At 62.0% G+C, this 14,236-nt stretch carries 17 protein-coding genes; 9 read left to right on the top strand and 8 right to left on the bottom strand.

What is annotated here, in order from left to right:
- Positions 1 to 6: 6 nt before the first annotated feature.
- The gene (locus tag HH303_RS15280) at positions 7 to 1,017 is read right to left on the bottom strand and encodes a glycosyltransferase (protein WP_227421844.1); all 1,011 of its coding nucleotides are present in this window, start codon (positions 1,015 to 1,017) and stop codon (positions 7 to 9) included.
- A 242-nt stretch (positions 1,018 to 1,259) separates the two neighbouring features.
- Between HH303_RS15280 and HH303_RS15275 the strand changes: the two genes are divergently transcribed.
- Positions 1,260 to 2,048, top strand: coding sequence for a glycosyltransferase family 2 protein (locus HH303_RS15275; protein ID WP_169626232.1), 789 nt, complete (start codon positions 1,260 to 1,262; stop codon positions 2,046 to 2,048).
- On the opposite strand, the gene HH303_RS15270 is transcribed toward HH303_RS15275, so the two are convergent.
- Positions 2,045 to 2,992, bottom strand: a complete 948-nt coding sequence (locus tag HH303_RS15270) for a glycosyltransferase family 9 protein (protein ID WP_169626231.1) — start codon at positions 2,990 to 2,992, stop codon at positions 2,045 to 2,047. The two genes, HH303_RS15275 and HH303_RS15270, sit on opposite strands and share 4 nt — an antisense overlap.
- Before the next feature lie 142 nt (positions 2,993 to 3,134).
- Between HH303_RS15270 and ygfZ the strand changes: the two genes are divergently transcribed.
- On the top strand, positions 3,135 to 3,992 hold the full coding sequence (gene ygfZ, locus HH303_RS15265) for a CAF17-like 4Fe-4S cluster assembly/insertion protein YgfZ (RefSeq protein ID WP_169626230.1): 858 nt from the start codon (positions 3,135 to 3,137) through the stop codon (positions 3,990 to 3,992).
- On the opposite strand, the gene mdh is transcribed toward ygfZ, so the two are convergent.
- Positions 3,989 to 4,951: a malate dehydrogenase gene (gene mdh, locus HH303_RS15260; protein WP_169626229.1), complete on the bottom strand. Its 963-nt coding sequence runs from the start codon at positions 4,949 to 4,951 to the stop codon at positions 3,989 to 3,991. The genes ygfZ and mdh overlap by 4 nt on opposite strands.
- A gap of 235 nt (positions 4,952 to 5,186) precedes the next feature.
- Here mdh and HH303_RS15255 point away from each other — a divergent pair, with 235 nt between their 5' ends.
- From HH303_RS15255 to HH303_RS15245, 3 genes are all read left to right on the top strand, one after another.
- The gene (locus HH303_RS15255) at positions 5,187 to 5,774 is read left to right on the top strand and encodes a YqaA family protein (RefSeq protein WP_169626228.1); all 588 of its coding nucleotides are present in this window, start codon (positions 5,187 to 5,189) and stop codon (positions 5,772 to 5,774) included.
- Positions 5,771 to 6,283 (top strand): disulfide bond formation protein B, encoded by a 513-nt coding sequence (locus tag HH303_RS15250; protein ID WP_169626227.1) that lies wholly within the window; start codon positions 5,771 to 5,773, stop codon positions 6,281 to 6,283. Before HH303_RS15255 ends, HH303_RS15250 begins: the two co-directional genes overlap by 4 nt.
- A gap of 81 nt (positions 6,284 to 6,364) precedes the next feature.
- Positions 6,365 to 6,853, top strand: a complete 489-nt coding sequence (locus HH303_RS15245) for a demethoxyubiquinone hydroxylase family protein (protein WP_169626348.1) — start codon at positions 6,365 to 6,367, stop codon at positions 6,851 to 6,853.
- Here the strand turns inward: HH303_RS15245 and HH303_RS15240 are convergent.
- From HH303_RS15240 to HH303_RS15230, 3 genes are all read right to left on the bottom strand, one after another.
- Positions 6,837 to 8,159: an NAD(P)/FAD-dependent oxidoreductase gene (locus HH303_RS15240; protein WP_169626226.1), complete on the bottom strand. Its 1,323-nt coding sequence runs from the start codon at positions 8,157 to 8,159 to the stop codon at positions 6,837 to 6,839. The genes HH303_RS15245 and HH303_RS15240 overlap by 17 nt on opposite strands.
- Before the next feature lie 56 nt (positions 8,160 to 8,215).
- The gene (locus HH303_RS15235) at positions 8,216 to 8,776 is read right to left on the bottom strand and encodes an HNH endonuclease (RefSeq protein WP_169626225.1); all 561 of its coding nucleotides are present in this window, start codon (positions 8,774 to 8,776) and stop codon (positions 8,216 to 8,218) included.
- A gap of 217 nt (positions 8,777 to 8,993) precedes the next feature.
- A complete protein-coding gene (locus HH303_RS15230) occupies positions 8,994 to 9,671 on the bottom strand; it encodes an alpha/beta hydrolase (protein ID WP_169626224.1) in 678 nt (225 codons plus the stop codon).
- A 214-nt stretch (positions 9,672 to 9,885) separates the two neighbouring features.
- On the opposite strand from HH303_RS15230, the gene HH303_RS15225 reads away from it, so the two are divergent.
- Positions 9,886 to 10,536, top strand: coding sequence for a CatA-like O-acetyltransferase (locus HH303_RS15225; protein WP_169626223.1), 651 nt, complete (start codon positions 9,886 to 9,888; stop codon positions 10,534 to 10,536).
- Positions 10,529 to 11,209 (top strand): class I SAM-dependent methyltransferase, encoded by a 681-nt coding sequence (locus HH303_RS15220; protein ID WP_169626222.1) that lies wholly within the window; start codon positions 10,529 to 10,531, stop codon positions 11,207 to 11,209. Before HH303_RS15225 ends, HH303_RS15220 begins: the two co-directional genes overlap by 8 nt.
- A 4-nt stretch (positions 11,210 to 11,213) precedes the next feature.
- Here HH303_RS15220 and HH303_RS15215 read toward each other — a convergent pair whose 3' ends face one another.
- On the bottom strand, positions 11,214 to 11,828 hold the full coding sequence (locus HH303_RS15215) for a DNA-3-methyladenine glycosylase family protein (protein WP_169626221.1): 615 nt from the start codon (positions 11,826 to 11,828) through the stop codon (positions 11,214 to 11,216).
- A 50-nt stretch (positions 11,829 to 11,878) separates the two neighbouring features.
- On the opposite strand from HH303_RS15215, the gene gluQRS reads away from it, so the two are divergent.
- Both gluQRS and HH303_RS15205 read left to right on the top strand, forming a co-directional pair.
- On the top strand, positions 11,879 to 12,724 hold the full coding sequence (gene gluQRS, locus HH303_RS15210; RefSeq protein WP_406611414.1) for a tRNA glutamyl-Q(34) synthetase GluQRS: 846 nt from the start codon (positions 11,879 to 11,881) through the stop codon (positions 12,722 to 12,724).
- A gap of 374 nt (positions 12,725 to 13,098) precedes the next feature.
- Positions 13,099 to 13,374 carry a hypothetical protein gene (locus HH303_RS15205; protein WP_169626219.1) on the top strand — a complete coding sequence of 92 codons (276 nt, stop codon included), beginning with the start codon at positions 13,099 to 13,101 and terminating at the stop codon, positions 13,372 to 13,374.
- Between the two features lies 1 nt (position 13,375).
- Here HH303_RS15205 and HH303_RS15200 read toward each other — a convergent pair whose 3' ends face one another.
- Positions 13,376 to 14,236: an NUDIX hydrolase gene (locus HH303_RS15200; RefSeq protein ID WP_169626218.1), complete on the bottom strand. Its 861-nt coding sequence runs from the start codon at positions 14,234 to 14,236 to the stop codon at positions 13,376 to 13,378.

Here is a 14,236-nt window from a genome sequence, read left to right as displayed (position 1 = left end):
CCGACCTTACCGTTTGCGGGCGACAGCGTCGAAGAACCGCTGATAGGCGGCGACGACAGGCCCTTCGGAGAAATGCTGCGTAAACTGTTCATGCGCCTGTCCGGCCATGTCGTGACCCAGCGCCCGGTCGTCCAGCAGGCGGCGGAATGCCTTCGCCAGCGCGTCCGGGTTGTCCACGGGAGCCAGCAGACCGGTCTTGCCGTCCTTGATCAACTGCGACGGTCCTTGCGACGCGGCGGCGACGATCGGCACGCCCTGTGCCCAAGCTTCCAGCACGATATTGCCCAACGGTTCGTGGCGCGACGAACAGAAGAAAACATCCGCCGCCGCCAGCAAGGCCGGCGCGTCGTCCCGCCAACCCAGGAAGCGAACGCGATGGGCCACGCCCAGGCGCCCGGCGAGTTCTTTCAGCGCCGATTCTTCCCGCCCTTCACCGGCGATCCACAGATAGGCCTCCGGCAGTTTCGCAAGTGTCTCCAGCGCTGTGTCGAAGCCCTTGTTGACGTGCAACCGCCCCAGGCAAAGCAACAGCGGCACGCCTTCCGGCGTGTCCAGGGATGCACGGTCCACCGGCGGCATCCGCCGATCATCGACGAAGTTCGGCAGATACCACGCACGTTCGGCCGGCCAGCCTTCGCGCAGCAGGTAATCGCGAATATCCTGCGTGTTCGCGATCAGATGATCGCAGCGTTTGTAGTTCTTCAGCTTGTAGTAACCGCCCAGGCGTCCGACCACCGTCCAGTCGCCCTTGGGCGCAACCTTCGCGGCGCGATTCATCCAGACAAGAACGATATCCGGGTCGAAAGCCTTAGCGATTTTCTTCAGAGATTTTTTGGTGCGCAGGTCGAATTTACCGCCAAACGGCAGTTCCGTCACCGGAACGCCCGCTTCCTCCAGTGCCGCGCGGCGCGCGGGATGGGTTCGGATCACCGCCTGCTGGTCCTGCCCGGCGCGGGTCAAGGCGCAGGTCAAACGGGTGAAGAATGCTTCCGCGCCGCCGGTTTCGGCACCGGCCATGACTTGCAAGACCTTCGGCTGCGAACTCGCAGGCTCAGGGCCGTCAACGGAATCCTCAGCAGAAGAGTCCGGGGGAGTGTCCGGGGGAGTCGATTGTCGAGAGTTGGGGTCGCTCATGCGATCATGTCGTACGGAAAGCCGCAGCCGTGCTTGAATATGGGAGGCGAACTCTATCGCCGCGTCGGGTCGGGTGCAACCAATCCTGACTTTCCGCATTGGGAAATCTTCGATATAGCGAAGCCATGACGCAAAACGCCGGACCAACCCTTTCCTGCCTTGTCGTGGCCCGCAACGAAGAAGCGATGCTGCCCGACTGCCTGACCTCGCTTTCTTTCGCGGATCAGCTGGTCGTCGTGCTGGACCGAACCACGGATTCGTCCAAGGCCATCGCGGAAAAGGCGGGCGCCCTAGTCATCGAGGGAGCCTGGGAGTCGGAAGGCGCGCGCCGGAATACCGGGATAGACGCCTGCACGTCCGATTGGATCCTGGAAGTCGATGCCGACGAACGCGCCACGCCGGAGGTCGAGGCGGAGGTCCGCAAGACCATCACGGAAGGCCCGGACGGTCTGTACTTGATCCCGATCCGTAACGTTATATCCGGCCGGGAAGTGAAACACGGCTGGGGGGCGTATAACGGGGCGGCCTCCGCACCGCGGCTGTTTTCCAAGGGCGCGAAGATTTGGGGACCGGAACGCGTGCATCCGTCCCTAACGACGGGGCCGAAGCGCGGATCGCTGAAACACGGGCTGATCCATCTGGTCGACCGGGACCTGTCGGACATGATCGACCGAATGAATCGCTACACCGACCTGATGGCGCGCGATGCGGTGGACAAAAACACCGTGCCGACCCTGGGCGGGGCGCTGCGCCGCATCTTTTCACGCGGTTGGAAATCCTATGTGTCCCGCAAGGGATACAAGGAAGGGATCTATGGCATCGCGCTGGCATTCTTTGCCGCGTCCTACAGCCTGCTGATCCATGTGAAGGCGAAGGAAATCCTGGACCGTCGCGCACGCGGCCAGGACGTTTAACGCAGCATCTCCGTCGCCGCCTCAACCACCCGGTCAACGGTCAGGCTGGTCATCAGCGATCCGACCGTGTGGCGGTCGTAACCGTCGAAGCCGATCAGCTCTTCCATACTTTCAGGTGTACGCAGGGCCCGCGCCTTTGGTCCGCGCGGGGCGTAGAGGTCGTCCTTAGACGGTCCGAACAGGCCCAGGACCGGCACACGCACCGCCGCCGCCATATGCATCAACCCGGAATCGTTGCCGATGTAAAGCTGCACCCGCGACAGCAGGGCCGCCGCGGTTAAGAGGTCGATCTTCCCGACCACGTCGATGCGCCGGTTGCGCGGAATCGCGGCAATGACCGGATTGGCCTGCAGCCGTTCGTCCGGTCCGCCGAAGACGGCCACCCGCGCGCCCGGCAGCGGCCCGTCCGCCGCCGTCAACCGCGCGATGATTTCCACGAAGTTTTCCGCCGGCCAGACTTTACCCTGCCAGTTTGCCGTCGGCCCGACCGCCAGCACCGGACCATCGCCATCCGACAGCAGCTTTTCAGCCTGCTGCTCATGGGGCACATTCCACCACAATGTCGGTAGCGGCGGATCGTCCGAACGTCCCACCATGGAGCCCAGAAGGTCGAGGCGATGCACGACGCCCTGCGGTTTCGGGACAACCAGTTTCCGGCCCGCGCGCAAGAAGGTCAGAATGGCGGACCGGCGCAGGTCGACCGCGATGTCCCAGCGCGTCCCGGACACGGCGCGCCACAATTTCCACCAATGCAGGCTGAACCGTTGTTTGCGGACGATGATCACGCGCTCCAAACCCGGCACGCCGCCGAATAGGGGCGCCGATGCCGGTCCCGCCGCGACCGTCACGCGGATACCCGGATTTTGCGCAATCAGATGCGCCAGCAGCCCCGTGGACAGGACGGCGTCGCCGATGCGGTTGGACGTGATGAACAGAAGGCGCATAAGACCCTGACGCGGTTAGGCTGAAATCTGCTTTCCTATAGCCGCCGCCCCCGGTCGTGCCAACCGTCGCGTGGACGACCACCTTGCCAAGCTTCCGGTGGACGCCTACCTCTGAACAGATGGGATAGAATAGGAGACTACAATGGCCGTCTTCGCCGAATTGACGGGACGCGGCGTGATTACCGTGTCCGGCGCGGACCGCGTGAACTTTCTGCAAGGTCTGGTGTCGAACGATATCGATCCCGCCGCCGATGGAACGGCGGTCTGGGCCGCCTTTCTGACCCCGCAGGGGAAATTCCGGCACGATTTCTTCGTCATCGGGCGGAACGACACGCTTTTCCTGGATTGCGAGGGCGGCGACCGGCTGATGGATTTGGGACAATCGCTGCGCCGCTATGTCCTGCGCGCAAAGGTCGCCCTGGGTATCCAACAGGGCTGGTCCTGCTTCACCCTATGGGGACCGGACGCGATGCTGCCGTCGCTGTCCGACGGAATCGGTTTCGCCGACCCAAGGCTGCCTGAACTGGGGTTCCGTATCGTCGGACCGTCGGACGCCGTGCGCACCGCGCTTGCCGCCGCCGGAATTGCCGAAACCACCGCCCTGGAATGGCACAAACACAGGATCGCGCTGGGCGCGCCGGACGGATCCCGCGACATGCAGCCGGAAAAGGCGACACTGCTGGAAAACGGCTTTGACGAGTTGCACGGCGTGGACTGGAAAAAGGGCTGCTATATGGGGCAGGAACTGACCGCGCGAACCAAGTATCGCGGGTTGGTCAAGAAACGCCTACTGCCGGTCCGCATCGATGGATCGGATGTGTCGGAAGGCAGCCAAATTCTGGCCGACGGCAAGGATGCCGGAACACTATATAGCGTCGCCGGGGATCGTGGGTTGGCTCTGATTCGGTTGGATGCCCTGAAAAAGGAAGCGGCGCTGACCGTGGGCAGCGCCGCTCTTCATCCCGAAATCCCGGATTGGATTTCGCTGCCGACCGATTAGCCGGCGGCGAGAACCCCCGCGAGCGCTTCGTTCAGTTCCTTCACCGCGTTGACCGAATTGTCGAACATGGCGCGTTCGTCCGCGTTCATTTCGATCTCGACGACGCGTTCCACGCCTTTCTCGCCGATCACGACCGGCACGCCGACATACAGGCCGTCCAGCCCATAGGTGCCGTTATCGCAGTAGGCCGCGCAGGGCAGAACGCGCTTCTTGTCCAGCAGGTAGCTTTCGGCCATGGAAATGGCGGACGACGCCGGGGCATAGAAGGCCGAACCGGTCTTCAGCAGCGCGACGATCTCGCCGCCGCCGCCGCGGGTGCGCTTCACGATCTCTTCGATCTTCGCTTCCGTGGACCAGCCCATTTTGATCAGGTCCGGCACCGGGATACCGGCGACCGTGGAATAGCGAACCAGCGGCACCATCGTGTCGCCGTGGCCGCCCAGCACGAAGGCCGTGACGTCTTCGACCGACACGTTGAATTCTTCCGCCAGGAAGCAGCGGAAGCGCGCGCTGTCCAGAACGCCCGCCATGCCGACGACTTTCTCCGGCGGCAGACCGCTTTCCTTCTGCAGCAGACCGACCATGACATCCAGCGGGTTGGTGATGCAGATAACGAAGGCGTTCGGGCAGTTGTTCTTGATGCCTTCGCCGACCGACTTCATGACCTTGGCGTTGATGCCGATCAGGTCGTCGCGGCTCATGCCCGGTTTACGGGCGATACCGGCGGTGACGATGACGACATCCGCATCCTTCAGGTCGGCATAATCGTTGGTGCCCGACATTTTCGCGTCGAACCCTTCGACCGGCGCGGCCTGGGCGATGTCCAGCGCCTTGCCCTGCGGCATGCCGTCGACGATGTCGAAAACGACGACGTCGCCCAGCTGCTTCAGACCGGCCAACAGCGCCAGCGTGCCGCCGATATTGCCTGCGCCGACAAGCGCGATTTTGTTCCGTGCCATGATTGGAAAACTCCCTTCATTTGGGGTCAAAACCCCGCGCGCACCGTCCGATGCGGCGGGTAAAGGAACACTTCCTAAAAATGTCGCCTCGATCTGTAGCGGATGGTCTGTTGCAGTGCAAGGTCGCTTAGAGGACGGAATCCGCCTCACCCCGACTTACGGCTCGTCACGCTCGACCTGCCCCCACGGATCGGCTAGGTGTTTCTCGATCTCACTCGCCAGGAACCTCCCCACCATGCCTTTTATCCGTGCCCTATATGATTGGACGCTGTCTCTCGCCGCGCATCGGCATGCGGTTTGGTGGCTGACGGCGATCGCCTTTATCGAAAGTTCGGTCTTTCCGATCCCGCCGGATGTCCTGTTGATTCCGATGATCCTTGCCGCCCGCGACCGGGCGTTCCGGCTGGCCTTGGTCTGCACCGTGGCTTCCGTTATCGGCGGCATGGCCGGGTATGGGATCGGGCATTTCCTGTTCGACACGGTGGGGCGGCCGCTGGTCGAACTTTACGGTGCAAGCGCGGCCCTCGACGGCGTAAGGGCTGACTTTGCGGAAAACGGCTGGTGGATCGTGCTGGGCGGCGGCATGACGCCGTTCCCGTATAAGGTCGTGACCATTGCGGCTGGGGCGCTCGACCTCGACCCCGTAGCCTTCGCCGGGGCGTCTACCGTCGGACGCGGCGCGCGCTTCTTCCTGGTGGCGATCCTTTTATGGTATTTCGGCGCGCCGATCCGCGACTTTATCGAAAAAAGATTGGGCTGGGTCGTGGCTGCGGCATTCGTGCTCTTGATCGGCGGCTTCCTGGCGATCAAATTCCTGGTATGACGATGATGACCTTCCTGACCGCCCCGCGCCGCCTGCCCCAGGCAATTGTCTTGGTATCCGCGGCAATCCTGTTCACCGTAAACGTTTTCGAATACGGGTTCGGATATCTGCCTTGCCAGCTGTGCCTATATCAGCGCCTGCCTTGGTGGATCGCACTGGGCATCGGCTGCGTCGCACTGATGACGGACGGGAAGCGCCGCGACCTTGCGACATTGCTGTCCATCCTCGCCCTGATCGCCATCGCCGTCGGGGCGGGCATCGGCTTCTACCATGCGGGCGTGGAGTACAAATTCTGGGCAGGCCCGTCGGGATGCAGCGGCACGCAGGAACTGTCCGGCGGTCTGGCCGCCGCGATCCAATCCGTCAGCGAAGGTCCGAAAGGCCCGTCCTGCGGCGAACCGGCCTGGACGCTGTTCGGCGTCTCCATGGCGGGCTACAATTTCCTGGTTTCCCTGATCGTCGTCGTGATCGGGGGCCTCGCGGCAAAGAAGCGTTTGCGCACGGCATAAAGGGGACGACCCGTGAAGAATACACGCAAGGGACCGAAATATCTGCCCGGCGACAGCCGCGCGCCGTCAACCATCGACGGGATGCTGCGCGTCGATCATGCGGGCGAATACGGCGCGAAGCGGATTTATGAAGGTCAGATCGCCATCCTGGGCAAGGGCCCGAACGGCCCCGTGCTGAAGCATATGGCGGATCAGGAAGCCCATCACCTCGCCACCTTCGAAAAAATGGTCGCGGATCGCCGCGTTCGTCCGACGGTGTTGCAGCCCCTGTGGCATGTCGCGGGCTTCGCGCTGGGCGCCGGGACCGCGTTGCTGGGCGAAAAGGCCGCCATGGCCTGCACCGTCGCGGTCGAGGAAGTGATCGACGAACACTATCAGGCACAGCGCGACGCCCTGGGTCCCGAAGAGGAAGCCCTGCGCGACACGATTGAGGAATTCCGCCTGGAAGAGTTGGAACACCGCGATATCGGGCTGCAACACGGCGCGGAACAGGCGCCCGCCTATCCGTTGCTGAGCGCAACGGTCAAGCGGGCGTCCAAACTGGCGATCTGGCTCAGCGAGCGGATTTAGCCCGTTCCCTATTGTCGAGATAGTTGTACCAAGTGACCGCGACGCCGGAGGCCGGGCGTTTGAAAACATGGAACGGTATCGGTCGCGGTGCCGTTACCGGAAAGGGTAATTCCGACGCGGGCGTACCCGTCATCCAATCCGCCAGCACCGGTCCCATTGCCGTCGTGATCGCAACGCCGCGTCCGTTCCAGCCCAGCGCCGATCCGACGCCCGGCGCGACCTCCATGATCCGCGGGAAATGGTCCGGCGTGATCGCGACCTTCCCGTTCCACCGATAGACGATCTCCTCCCCCTTCAAGGTGGGGAAGATTTCTTGCAACCGTTCCAACGGTCGAGAGAAGGCTGCGTCCGTCAGGGTGCCGTCCAACGCCCCGCGCGCGCCCATGACGAACCGCCCCTCCTTGTCGACCCGGCAATAACTGAGGACACGCCGGGTTTCGGAAACGCCAAGCCCCTGCGCCGGAAGCGCGCCGAGCTGATTTTCCGACAAGGGCCGCGTCGCGATCTGATAGCTGAAAAACGGCACCACACTGCGGGCGACGGCGCTTTGCACGCCGGTCAGGTCCGAATAGCCGTTTGTGCACATCAGCACGCGATCCGCCGTGATCGCCGCGCCGCCTTCCGTCGTCACCACCCATCCGGCGGCAGAGCGTGCCATGCCGGACACAGGCGAATTGCCGTGTACCGCCGCCCCGACGGCAATTGCCGCCTTGGCCAAGCCGCGCGCCAGCGACAAGGGCTGTACCGTGCCCGCCCGCCGGTCCAGAAACCCGCCCTTATACCAATTCGTCCCCAGCAGACGTTCCATTTCATCGGCGTTCAATGCCGCGACATCGCCACCCCGGGCGGACAGGCGTTCCACCATTGCGTCGATTTCCGGAAGCGCGGAATCCGCATGCGCGCCCTGCACCCACCCGCCGCGCACCGCATCGCAATCGATGCCGTGCCGCGCGATCAGGTCGAAGGCCGCGTCCGCCGTCGTATCGGCGAAGGCCGCCATACGCTCCGCCGTATCGGTGCCGTAAGCGGCGACCATATCGGCGAAATCGTGCTTCAGTCCGGCGATAACTTGCCCGCCGTTCCGGCCGGAAGCCCCCCAGCCTGGCTCCTTCGCTTCCAGAACGACGACGTCCACACCCCGTTCCGCCAAATGCAATGCGGCGGATAGACCCGCGAAGCCGCCGCCGACGATCGCGACATCCGCCTTACGGCTGTCGGTCAGCGGCGGGGTATCCGGCGCCGCAATGGCCGTGGCAAACCACAAAGATTGAGAGAAACCGAGACCGTCGACTTTCTGTTCGTTCATAACACCCGTCCGAGATCGCAAGAGAAACCGTCGGACGACGCTATACCCAATTCGGCTCAATGATCCAGTTCGGTGTCCCAGTACAGATAATCGCGCCAGCTTTCATGCAGGAAGTTGGGCGGGAAACCGCGTCCGTTTTCCTGCAATTCCCAGGCGGAGGGTTCCTGCGGGTCGCGCATCAGCGGCATATTCGCCTGACGCGGCGTGCGTCCCCCTTTTACAAGATTGCAGGGGCTGCACGCGGCGACGACGTTTTCCCAAGACGTCCGGCCGCCCTGACTGCGCGGCACGACGTGATCGAAGGTCAGGTCATGCGCCGGGAAGGCATCGCCGCAATATTGGCAGACCAGTCTGTCGCGCAGGAAAACGTTGAACCGGGTGAAGGCCGGACGGCGCGCCGGGGCAACATATTCCTTCAGGGAAATCACACTGGGTAGGCGCAGACTGCATGTCGGGCTGTGAACCTCGACATCGTATTCGGAAACAACGTTCACTCGTTCCGAAACGACCGCCTTAATCGAATCCTGCCAATTCCACACAGAAAGAGGAAAATAGCTGAGCGGGCGGAAGTCCGCGTTCAGGACAAGGGCCGGACTGCTTTCCAATGCGGATAACATTACTGCTCTCCGTACTTGGCGGGCGGAACCGGAATTCCCCGAATACCGGTGCTGACGCCGCCGATTGGGTAAACTCTACCCATATTCTGTTTTGGCCACAAGATATTGTGGAACGCATCCTTCCAATTATCACAGTGTTGTAACACCCGAATGCGTCGGGTTCTCGTCTAACCGATTTGCATGACAAAACGATAACAACGGCGCGGGAATAGCCCGATTAATTTTCCGGGATTTCCTTATCGCCGAAAGCCCGCTGCAGGATTTCCACGGACACGCCCAACCCGTTCTCGTCGATGGAATGGCCCAGATCGGGAATGATCATGGCCTCCACATCGAAGCCGGCGAGCTTCAACGCCTCCCCCGCCAGCCGGGTCATATCGGACGGGACGACGGGATCGTCCGCGCCGTGAACAAGGAAGACGGGCGGCTTCGCGGGGCCGATATCGCCCAGATCCTCCGGCGAGATCAGCATGCCGGAAAAACCGATGACCACGGCGACCGGGTCCGGACGGTGCAACACCGCATGCAGGGCCAGCATCGTCCCCTGACTGAACCCGATGACGGCGACATTCGATGCCTCGATATCGAACCGTTTCATCTGCGCGTCGATATAGTCGTTCAGCATCGGCGACACCGCCGACACGCCGATCTTCAACTGATCCCGCGACAGGTCCTGCAACGAAAACCACTGTTTCCCGGTCGGCGCGATGTCGCAGGCAAAAGGCGCATCCGGCGCCACGAATTGGGCCGTCGGGAACACCCGCGACAGAACTTCGCCCAGCGCCAGAAGGTCCGCCCCGTCCGCGCCCAGTCCGTGCAGCAGCACGATCAGGCGGTCGGGCGTTTCCCCCGATATCGGGGCCAGTTCCGGGCCGGTCAGGGTCAGGTCCGCCATACACTCTCTCCCACGTCGCAAGGTCGCCGTTCGAATTCGAATGAAAGTACCTTGGACGATCGCGGGACAGAGTGCAAATCGGGGATCGGGCTTGAAGCAAGCGACCGAAAATCATAGGCTGCGGTTGCTCTGGCGGAGCCGACGGCGATCCTGATCGCCGGGACAATAAGTGCCCCGAACCGGAACGGGATTCCGAAGGGAGAAACTTATCGTCATGCGCAAATACGCCACCCCCGAAAATTTTTCACGTCTGGATCAGTTGAACTTCTACGGCGGCTTCGACAATCCGACCGTCAACATCGCCGCCCTGGTGGAAGCGGAGGATTTCGTCACCCCGGCGAAGCGGCACGGATATCCGCCCTTCGCCATCGTCCTGCACGCACTCGCCCGTGCCAGCCTGGATATCGACGAATTCCGCTTCCGGATCATGGACGATGCGGTCTATCGCGTGGAGCGGTTGATCGTATCCTATGCGACGACGGGCAAGGACGGGAATGTGAACTTCTCTTCCGCCGATTATTCGGCGGATTGGCCGGTCTTCCTGGACCGCTATCTAAAGGACAAGGCAGTCACCGCGGCGGCGGACGGTTTACGCAAGGATTCGATGGATCACCGCGACTATTTGTTCGCGACTTGCCTGCCCTGGCTCCGGTTCACTGCGATCCAACACCCGACGGGACGGTTCAACGACAGTTCGATCCCCGCCGTCGCCGTCGGCAAGTTCGGATTTGCTGCGAACAAAGTCGATTTTCCGCTATCCGTTCAGGTCCATCACGGTCTCGCGGACGGTGTCCATATCGCCCGGTATTTCGACCGCGTGACGGAACTGCTGAATGCCGTGGCGGGACGGTCCCTGAATGACTGATTCGATCCGCCGCGTGGATTTGAGCGTCGAGGCCGCCTACGACCGGTGGGCGGAGAGTTACGACGGGTTCGACAATCCGATGATCTTCATCGCCGAAAAGGCGCTGACCCGGCACCACGCCGATGTCTCGGGTCAGGATATCGTCGAGTTCGGATGCGGCACCGGTAGGAATCTGGAATTCTTCGCGACGCATGGGGCACATAGCCTGACGGGGTTGGACCTTTCCGACGGCATGTTGGAAAAGGCCGCCACGCGGAATGCCTCCTTCCGATTGATCCGCCAGGACCTGATGACCCCGGTGCCGTTACCGGACGTATCCGCCGATCTGGTGCTGTTCTGCCTGGTGCTGGAACATATCGACAGGACAGAGATTCCGCTGGCGGAAGCGAGACGGTTGCTAAAACCCGGCGGGCGGATCGTCGTGATCGAAATCCATCCCTATCTATCCGGCGACGGGATCGCCGCGCATTTCAAGGATGGCGGCGAAGAGGTCCATATGCCGACCTATCCGCACCAATTCGCGGATCACCTGAACGCCTTCGCTCAAGCCGGGCTGACGGTCGAAACCTGTCGGGAATGGCGTCCGAAGGACCTGGACGAACCGATCCCGCAGAAATTGAAGAAACGCGGCGACGCGGCGCGGCTCGTCGTTGAATTCGTGCTGAAACACTGACGGGTCATGACTGCGGCGCGCCGCGATAATAGTGCCACAGGAAAACCGCCATCGGCGAGCGCCAAGGCGACCACGCCGCCGCCAGCGCGCGGGCATGTTTAGCGGTCGGGCGGGATTCCAGCCCTTTCAAGCGCCGCATGGCCTCTTGAAGCGCGATATCCTCGCCGGGAAACAGGTCTTCCCGACGTAAGGCAAACATGCAGTAGATTTCGGCGCTCCACCGCCCGAACCCTTTCAGGGCGGTGATGGCGGCGACAGCCTCGTCATCCGCCATCTCCGCCAGGATGGCAATGTCCAGGCGTCCGTCCTCAATTGCCTCCGCCAGCCCACGGGCATAGGCGACTTTCGGGCGAGAGAACCCGGCGCCGCGTAAGTTCTCATCGGACAGGGTCAGAAACTCCGCCGCCGTGCCGGACGGATACAGGGCTTCCACCCGACCGCGAATGGACGCCGCGGCTTCCTTGGATATCTGCTGCGAGATGATGATGTTCAGCAGGGTGGCAAAACCGTGGTCGCTCAATCTCGGTTCGGGATAACCGACAAGCGCCAGACCCGCGGCAACTTGCGGGTCCTGTTCGGCAACGGCATCGAGGCCGCGTCTCAACGTATCGCGATCCATGACACTTGACTTAGACCGTCGCGCCAAACTACGCCAGAGCCATGCAGGATATGCTTCCCAAATTCACGCGGTTCGCGCCCAGCCCCAGCGGGTTGCTGCATCTGGGGCACGCGCATTCCGCCCTGTTCGCGGCGCGGGAGGCGGAAAGAATCGGCGGCGCGTTCCTGCTGCGGATCGAGGATATCGACGTAGGCCGGTGCCGTCCCGAATTCGACGCCGCCATTCGCGAAGACCTGTCCTGGCTGGGCCTGACCTGGCCGGAACCGGTGCTGCGTCAGTCCGAACGCTTATCTCTCTATGACAAGTTTCTGCATGTCCTCGAAGACGGCGGCCTGACCTATCCCTGTTTTTGTACGCGCAAGGATATCCAGGCGGAAATCGCAGACGCACCCCGCGCGCCGCATGGGCCGGACGGGCCGCTCTATCCCGGCACCTGTCGCGTTCTGGACCCGATAAAAGCCCGAGATCGAGTCGCGGCGGGCGAAGCTCATGCCGTGCGCCTGAACATGGCGAAGGCGGCCCGTATGGCGGGACCGCTGACCTTCACCGATCTGGACAGGGGCCGGATCGACGTTCATCCCGAAACCTGCGGCGACATCGTTCTGGCGCGCAAGGACGTACCGACCAGTTATCACCTGTCGGTCACCGTGGACGACGCCTTGCAGCATGTGACCCTGGTGACGCGCGGCGAGGACCTGCTGCATGCGACGCATATCCACCGCGTGCTACAGACCTTGCTGGGCCTGCCGGAGCCCGAATACCGGCACCACGGACTGCTGACCGACAAGAACGGACGACGCTATGCCAAGCGGGACAAGGCCCTGACCTTGGCGGCGCTGCGGGAGGCGGGGAAAGAACCAGCGGACGTTCGCGCCATGGCGGGCTTCCCAGAATGATTATTAAAAATTATTAAAATAAAAGATTCCGAATATTTATTTTATTATCCAAACACCAAATAATTGAAAAACAAAATATCCGAACCATATAACATTTAGCGGCAGATCATTGCCTGCTAAACCCGAAAGGGGTTCTCATGTCATTCAAGAAATTCTCCGCCTCCCAGCCCAGTTCAACTCCCAAAAAATCGGCTGAACCGGCGAAGGCCGCGCCGCCGGTCGGCGACAAACCGGGGGACCAAGAGTCCAACCCCAAAGGCGCTGCCGCCGCCGTACAGAAGTCGTAGTGACCGAGACGGAGGGGGAAACCTCTCCGTCGCTTCCCGCTTCGCCAATACGGCCTGCACATTACGGCCGCTTTTCGGAGACATCTGATGACCGGGCGCACAATAAAATCCACAGTGACATTCAACGCCCCCTTTACTCTAGGCGATCTTGGCGAAGTATTTCCACCAGGCGCTTACACCGTCGAAACGGACGAAGAGTTATTGACCGGTATTTCCTTTCACGCATATCGACGCGTGCTGACCCTTATCCATATCCCGGCATCGACCGGAGATCCGAATCTCATGCGGACACTAACGATTCAGAACGAGGCATTGGATGCGGCTTTGGCTCGCGATGCCGCAACGATCGTTTCGACCGCCTGAATTAGGGCGTTGGCGGGGTTTGCAGACTAGCACAAATCCGCCCGTAATCCGGTTCCCGGTCGGGATCGAGCAGTCCGTGCCGAATGAAGAAGTTAATCAAAACCGGCGCGCAATTGAATTTGAACCGATCCGTGTCCCGGACGATGGCCATGACGACCGCCGCCGGCATCAGGGTGAAGCTTTCGACCTCGCCGTCGCTCGGAACCGGCACGAAATCCTCCGGCATTTCCAAATCGTAGCAAAACATCTGATCCGGTTTCAGGCCGTCATCGGATTCATGGCAATAGGACAGCATCCCCACCGGCACCGCCCGCGCGGCCATATCGGCGGGAATGGACGCTTCTTCCGCGCATTCCTTGGCGACATTCTGCGCAAGGCTCAGACCTTCGGGGTGACCGCCCGCGACCGTGTTGTCCAACTGCCCCGGATAGGTCGGCTTGGTATGCGACCGTTCGGCGATCCATAGATGCAGGCTATCCGGACGCCGGACGAAACCGTTCAAATGGAAGCCCCAGCTTCGAATCCCCAGGAACGGACAGGCCGTGCGCTCCACCGACAAAATCGGATCCTCCCCGAATTCCGCTGCAACGGCATACCGTTCGTCCCGCCAATGCGGCAAATGTCCTTGTTCGGACAGGTCCCGCAGAACCGGATCCAGCGCGGCGCTGGCCGTGTCGTAGTCTGCGAGCGCCGGATCCAGGTCAATCCGATCGTCCGCCACGCGGAACACCTGCGGATAGGATTTCAGCAAATCGGCCCGCACCGGACTTACCCAGCCGAAACGGCGGCCCAATCCATGAAGCGGCAGATAGCGCCGTGTGTCCCCGTTATTGCAGGCCCGAATTCGGTCAAGATATCCCAT

Origin of the sequence: Pacificispira spongiicola, from assembly GCF_012926505.1 — a bacterium.
GTDB classification, from domain to species: Bacteria; Pseudomonadota; Alphaproteobacteria; order UBA8366; family Aestuariispiraceae; genus Pacificispira; species Pacificispira spongiicola.
Note: the sequence above shows the minus strand (reverse complement) of the source record. Positions and strands in the feature narration are given on the sequence as shown.

What these genes read in the sequence shown, in the direction of transcription:
- HH303_RS15280 (WP_227421844.1), bottom strand. Translation starts at nt 1,017, where the DNA reads ATGGCCGGTGCCGAAACCGGCGGCGCGGAAGCATTCTTCACCCGTTTG.
- HH303_RS15275 (WP_169626232.1), top strand. Translation starts at nt 1,260, where the DNA reads ATGACGCAAAACGCCGGACCAACCCTTTCCTGCCTTGTCGTGGCCCGC.
- HH303_RS15270 (WP_169626231.1), bottom strand. Translation starts at nt 2,992, where the DNA reads ATGCGCCTTCTGTTCATCACGTCCAACCGCATCGGCGACGCCGTCCTG.
- ygfZ (WP_169626230.1), top strand. Translation starts at nt 3,135, where the DNA reads ATGGCCGTCTTCGCCGAATTGACGGGACGCGGCGTGATTACCGTGTCC.
- mdh (WP_169626229.1), bottom strand. Translation starts at nt 4,951, where the DNA reads ATGGCACGGAACAAAATCGCGCTTGTCGGCGCAGGCAATATCGGCGGC.
- HH303_RS15255 (WP_169626228.1), top strand. Translation starts at nt 5,187, where the DNA reads ATGCCTTTTATCCGTGCCCTATATGATTGGACGCTGTCTCTCGCCGCG.
- HH303_RS15250 (WP_169626227.1), top strand. Translation starts at nt 5,771, where the DNA reads ATGACGATGATGACCTTCCTGACCGCCCCGCGCCGCCTGCCCCAGGCA.
- HH303_RS15245 (WP_169626348.1), top strand. Translation starts at nt 6,365, where the DNA reads ATGCTGCGCGTCGATCATGCGGGCGAATACGGCGCGAAGCGGATTTAT.
- HH303_RS15240 (WP_169626226.1), bottom strand. Translation starts at nt 8,159, where the DNA reads ATGAACGAACAGAAAGTCGACGGTCTCGGTTTCTCTCAATCTTTGTGG.
- HH303_RS15235 (WP_169626225.1), bottom strand. Translation starts at nt 8,776, where the DNA reads ATGTTATCCGCATTGGAAAGCAGTCCGGCCCTTGTCCTGAACGCGGAC.
- HH303_RS15230 (WP_169626224.1), bottom strand. Translation starts at nt 9,671, where the DNA reads ATGGCGGACCTGACCCTGACCGGCCCGGAACTGGCCCCGATATCGGGG.
- HH303_RS15225 (WP_169626223.1), top strand. Translation starts at nt 9,886, where the DNA reads ATGCGCAAATACGCCACCCCCGAAAATTTTTCACGTCTGGATCAGTTG.
- HH303_RS15220 (WP_169626222.1), top strand. Translation starts at nt 10,529, where the DNA reads ATGACTGATTCGATCCGCCGCGTGGATTTGAGCGTCGAGGCCGCCTAC.
- HH303_RS15215 (WP_169626221.1), bottom strand. Translation starts at nt 11,828, where the DNA reads ATGGATCGCGATACGTTGAGACGCGGCCTCGATGCCGTTGCCGAACAG.
- gluQRS (WP_406611414.1), top strand. Translation starts at nt 11,879, where the DNA reads ATGCTTCCCAAATTCACGCGGTTCGCGCCCAGCCCCAGCGGGTTGCTG.
- HH303_RS15205 (WP_169626219.1), top strand. Translation starts at nt 13,099, where the DNA reads ATGACCGGGCGCACAATAAAATCCACAGTGACATTCAACGCCCCCTTT.
- HH303_RS15200 (WP_169626218.1), bottom strand. Translation starts at nt 14,236, where the DNA reads ATGGGATATCTTGACCGAATTCGGGCCTGCAATAACGGGGACACACGG.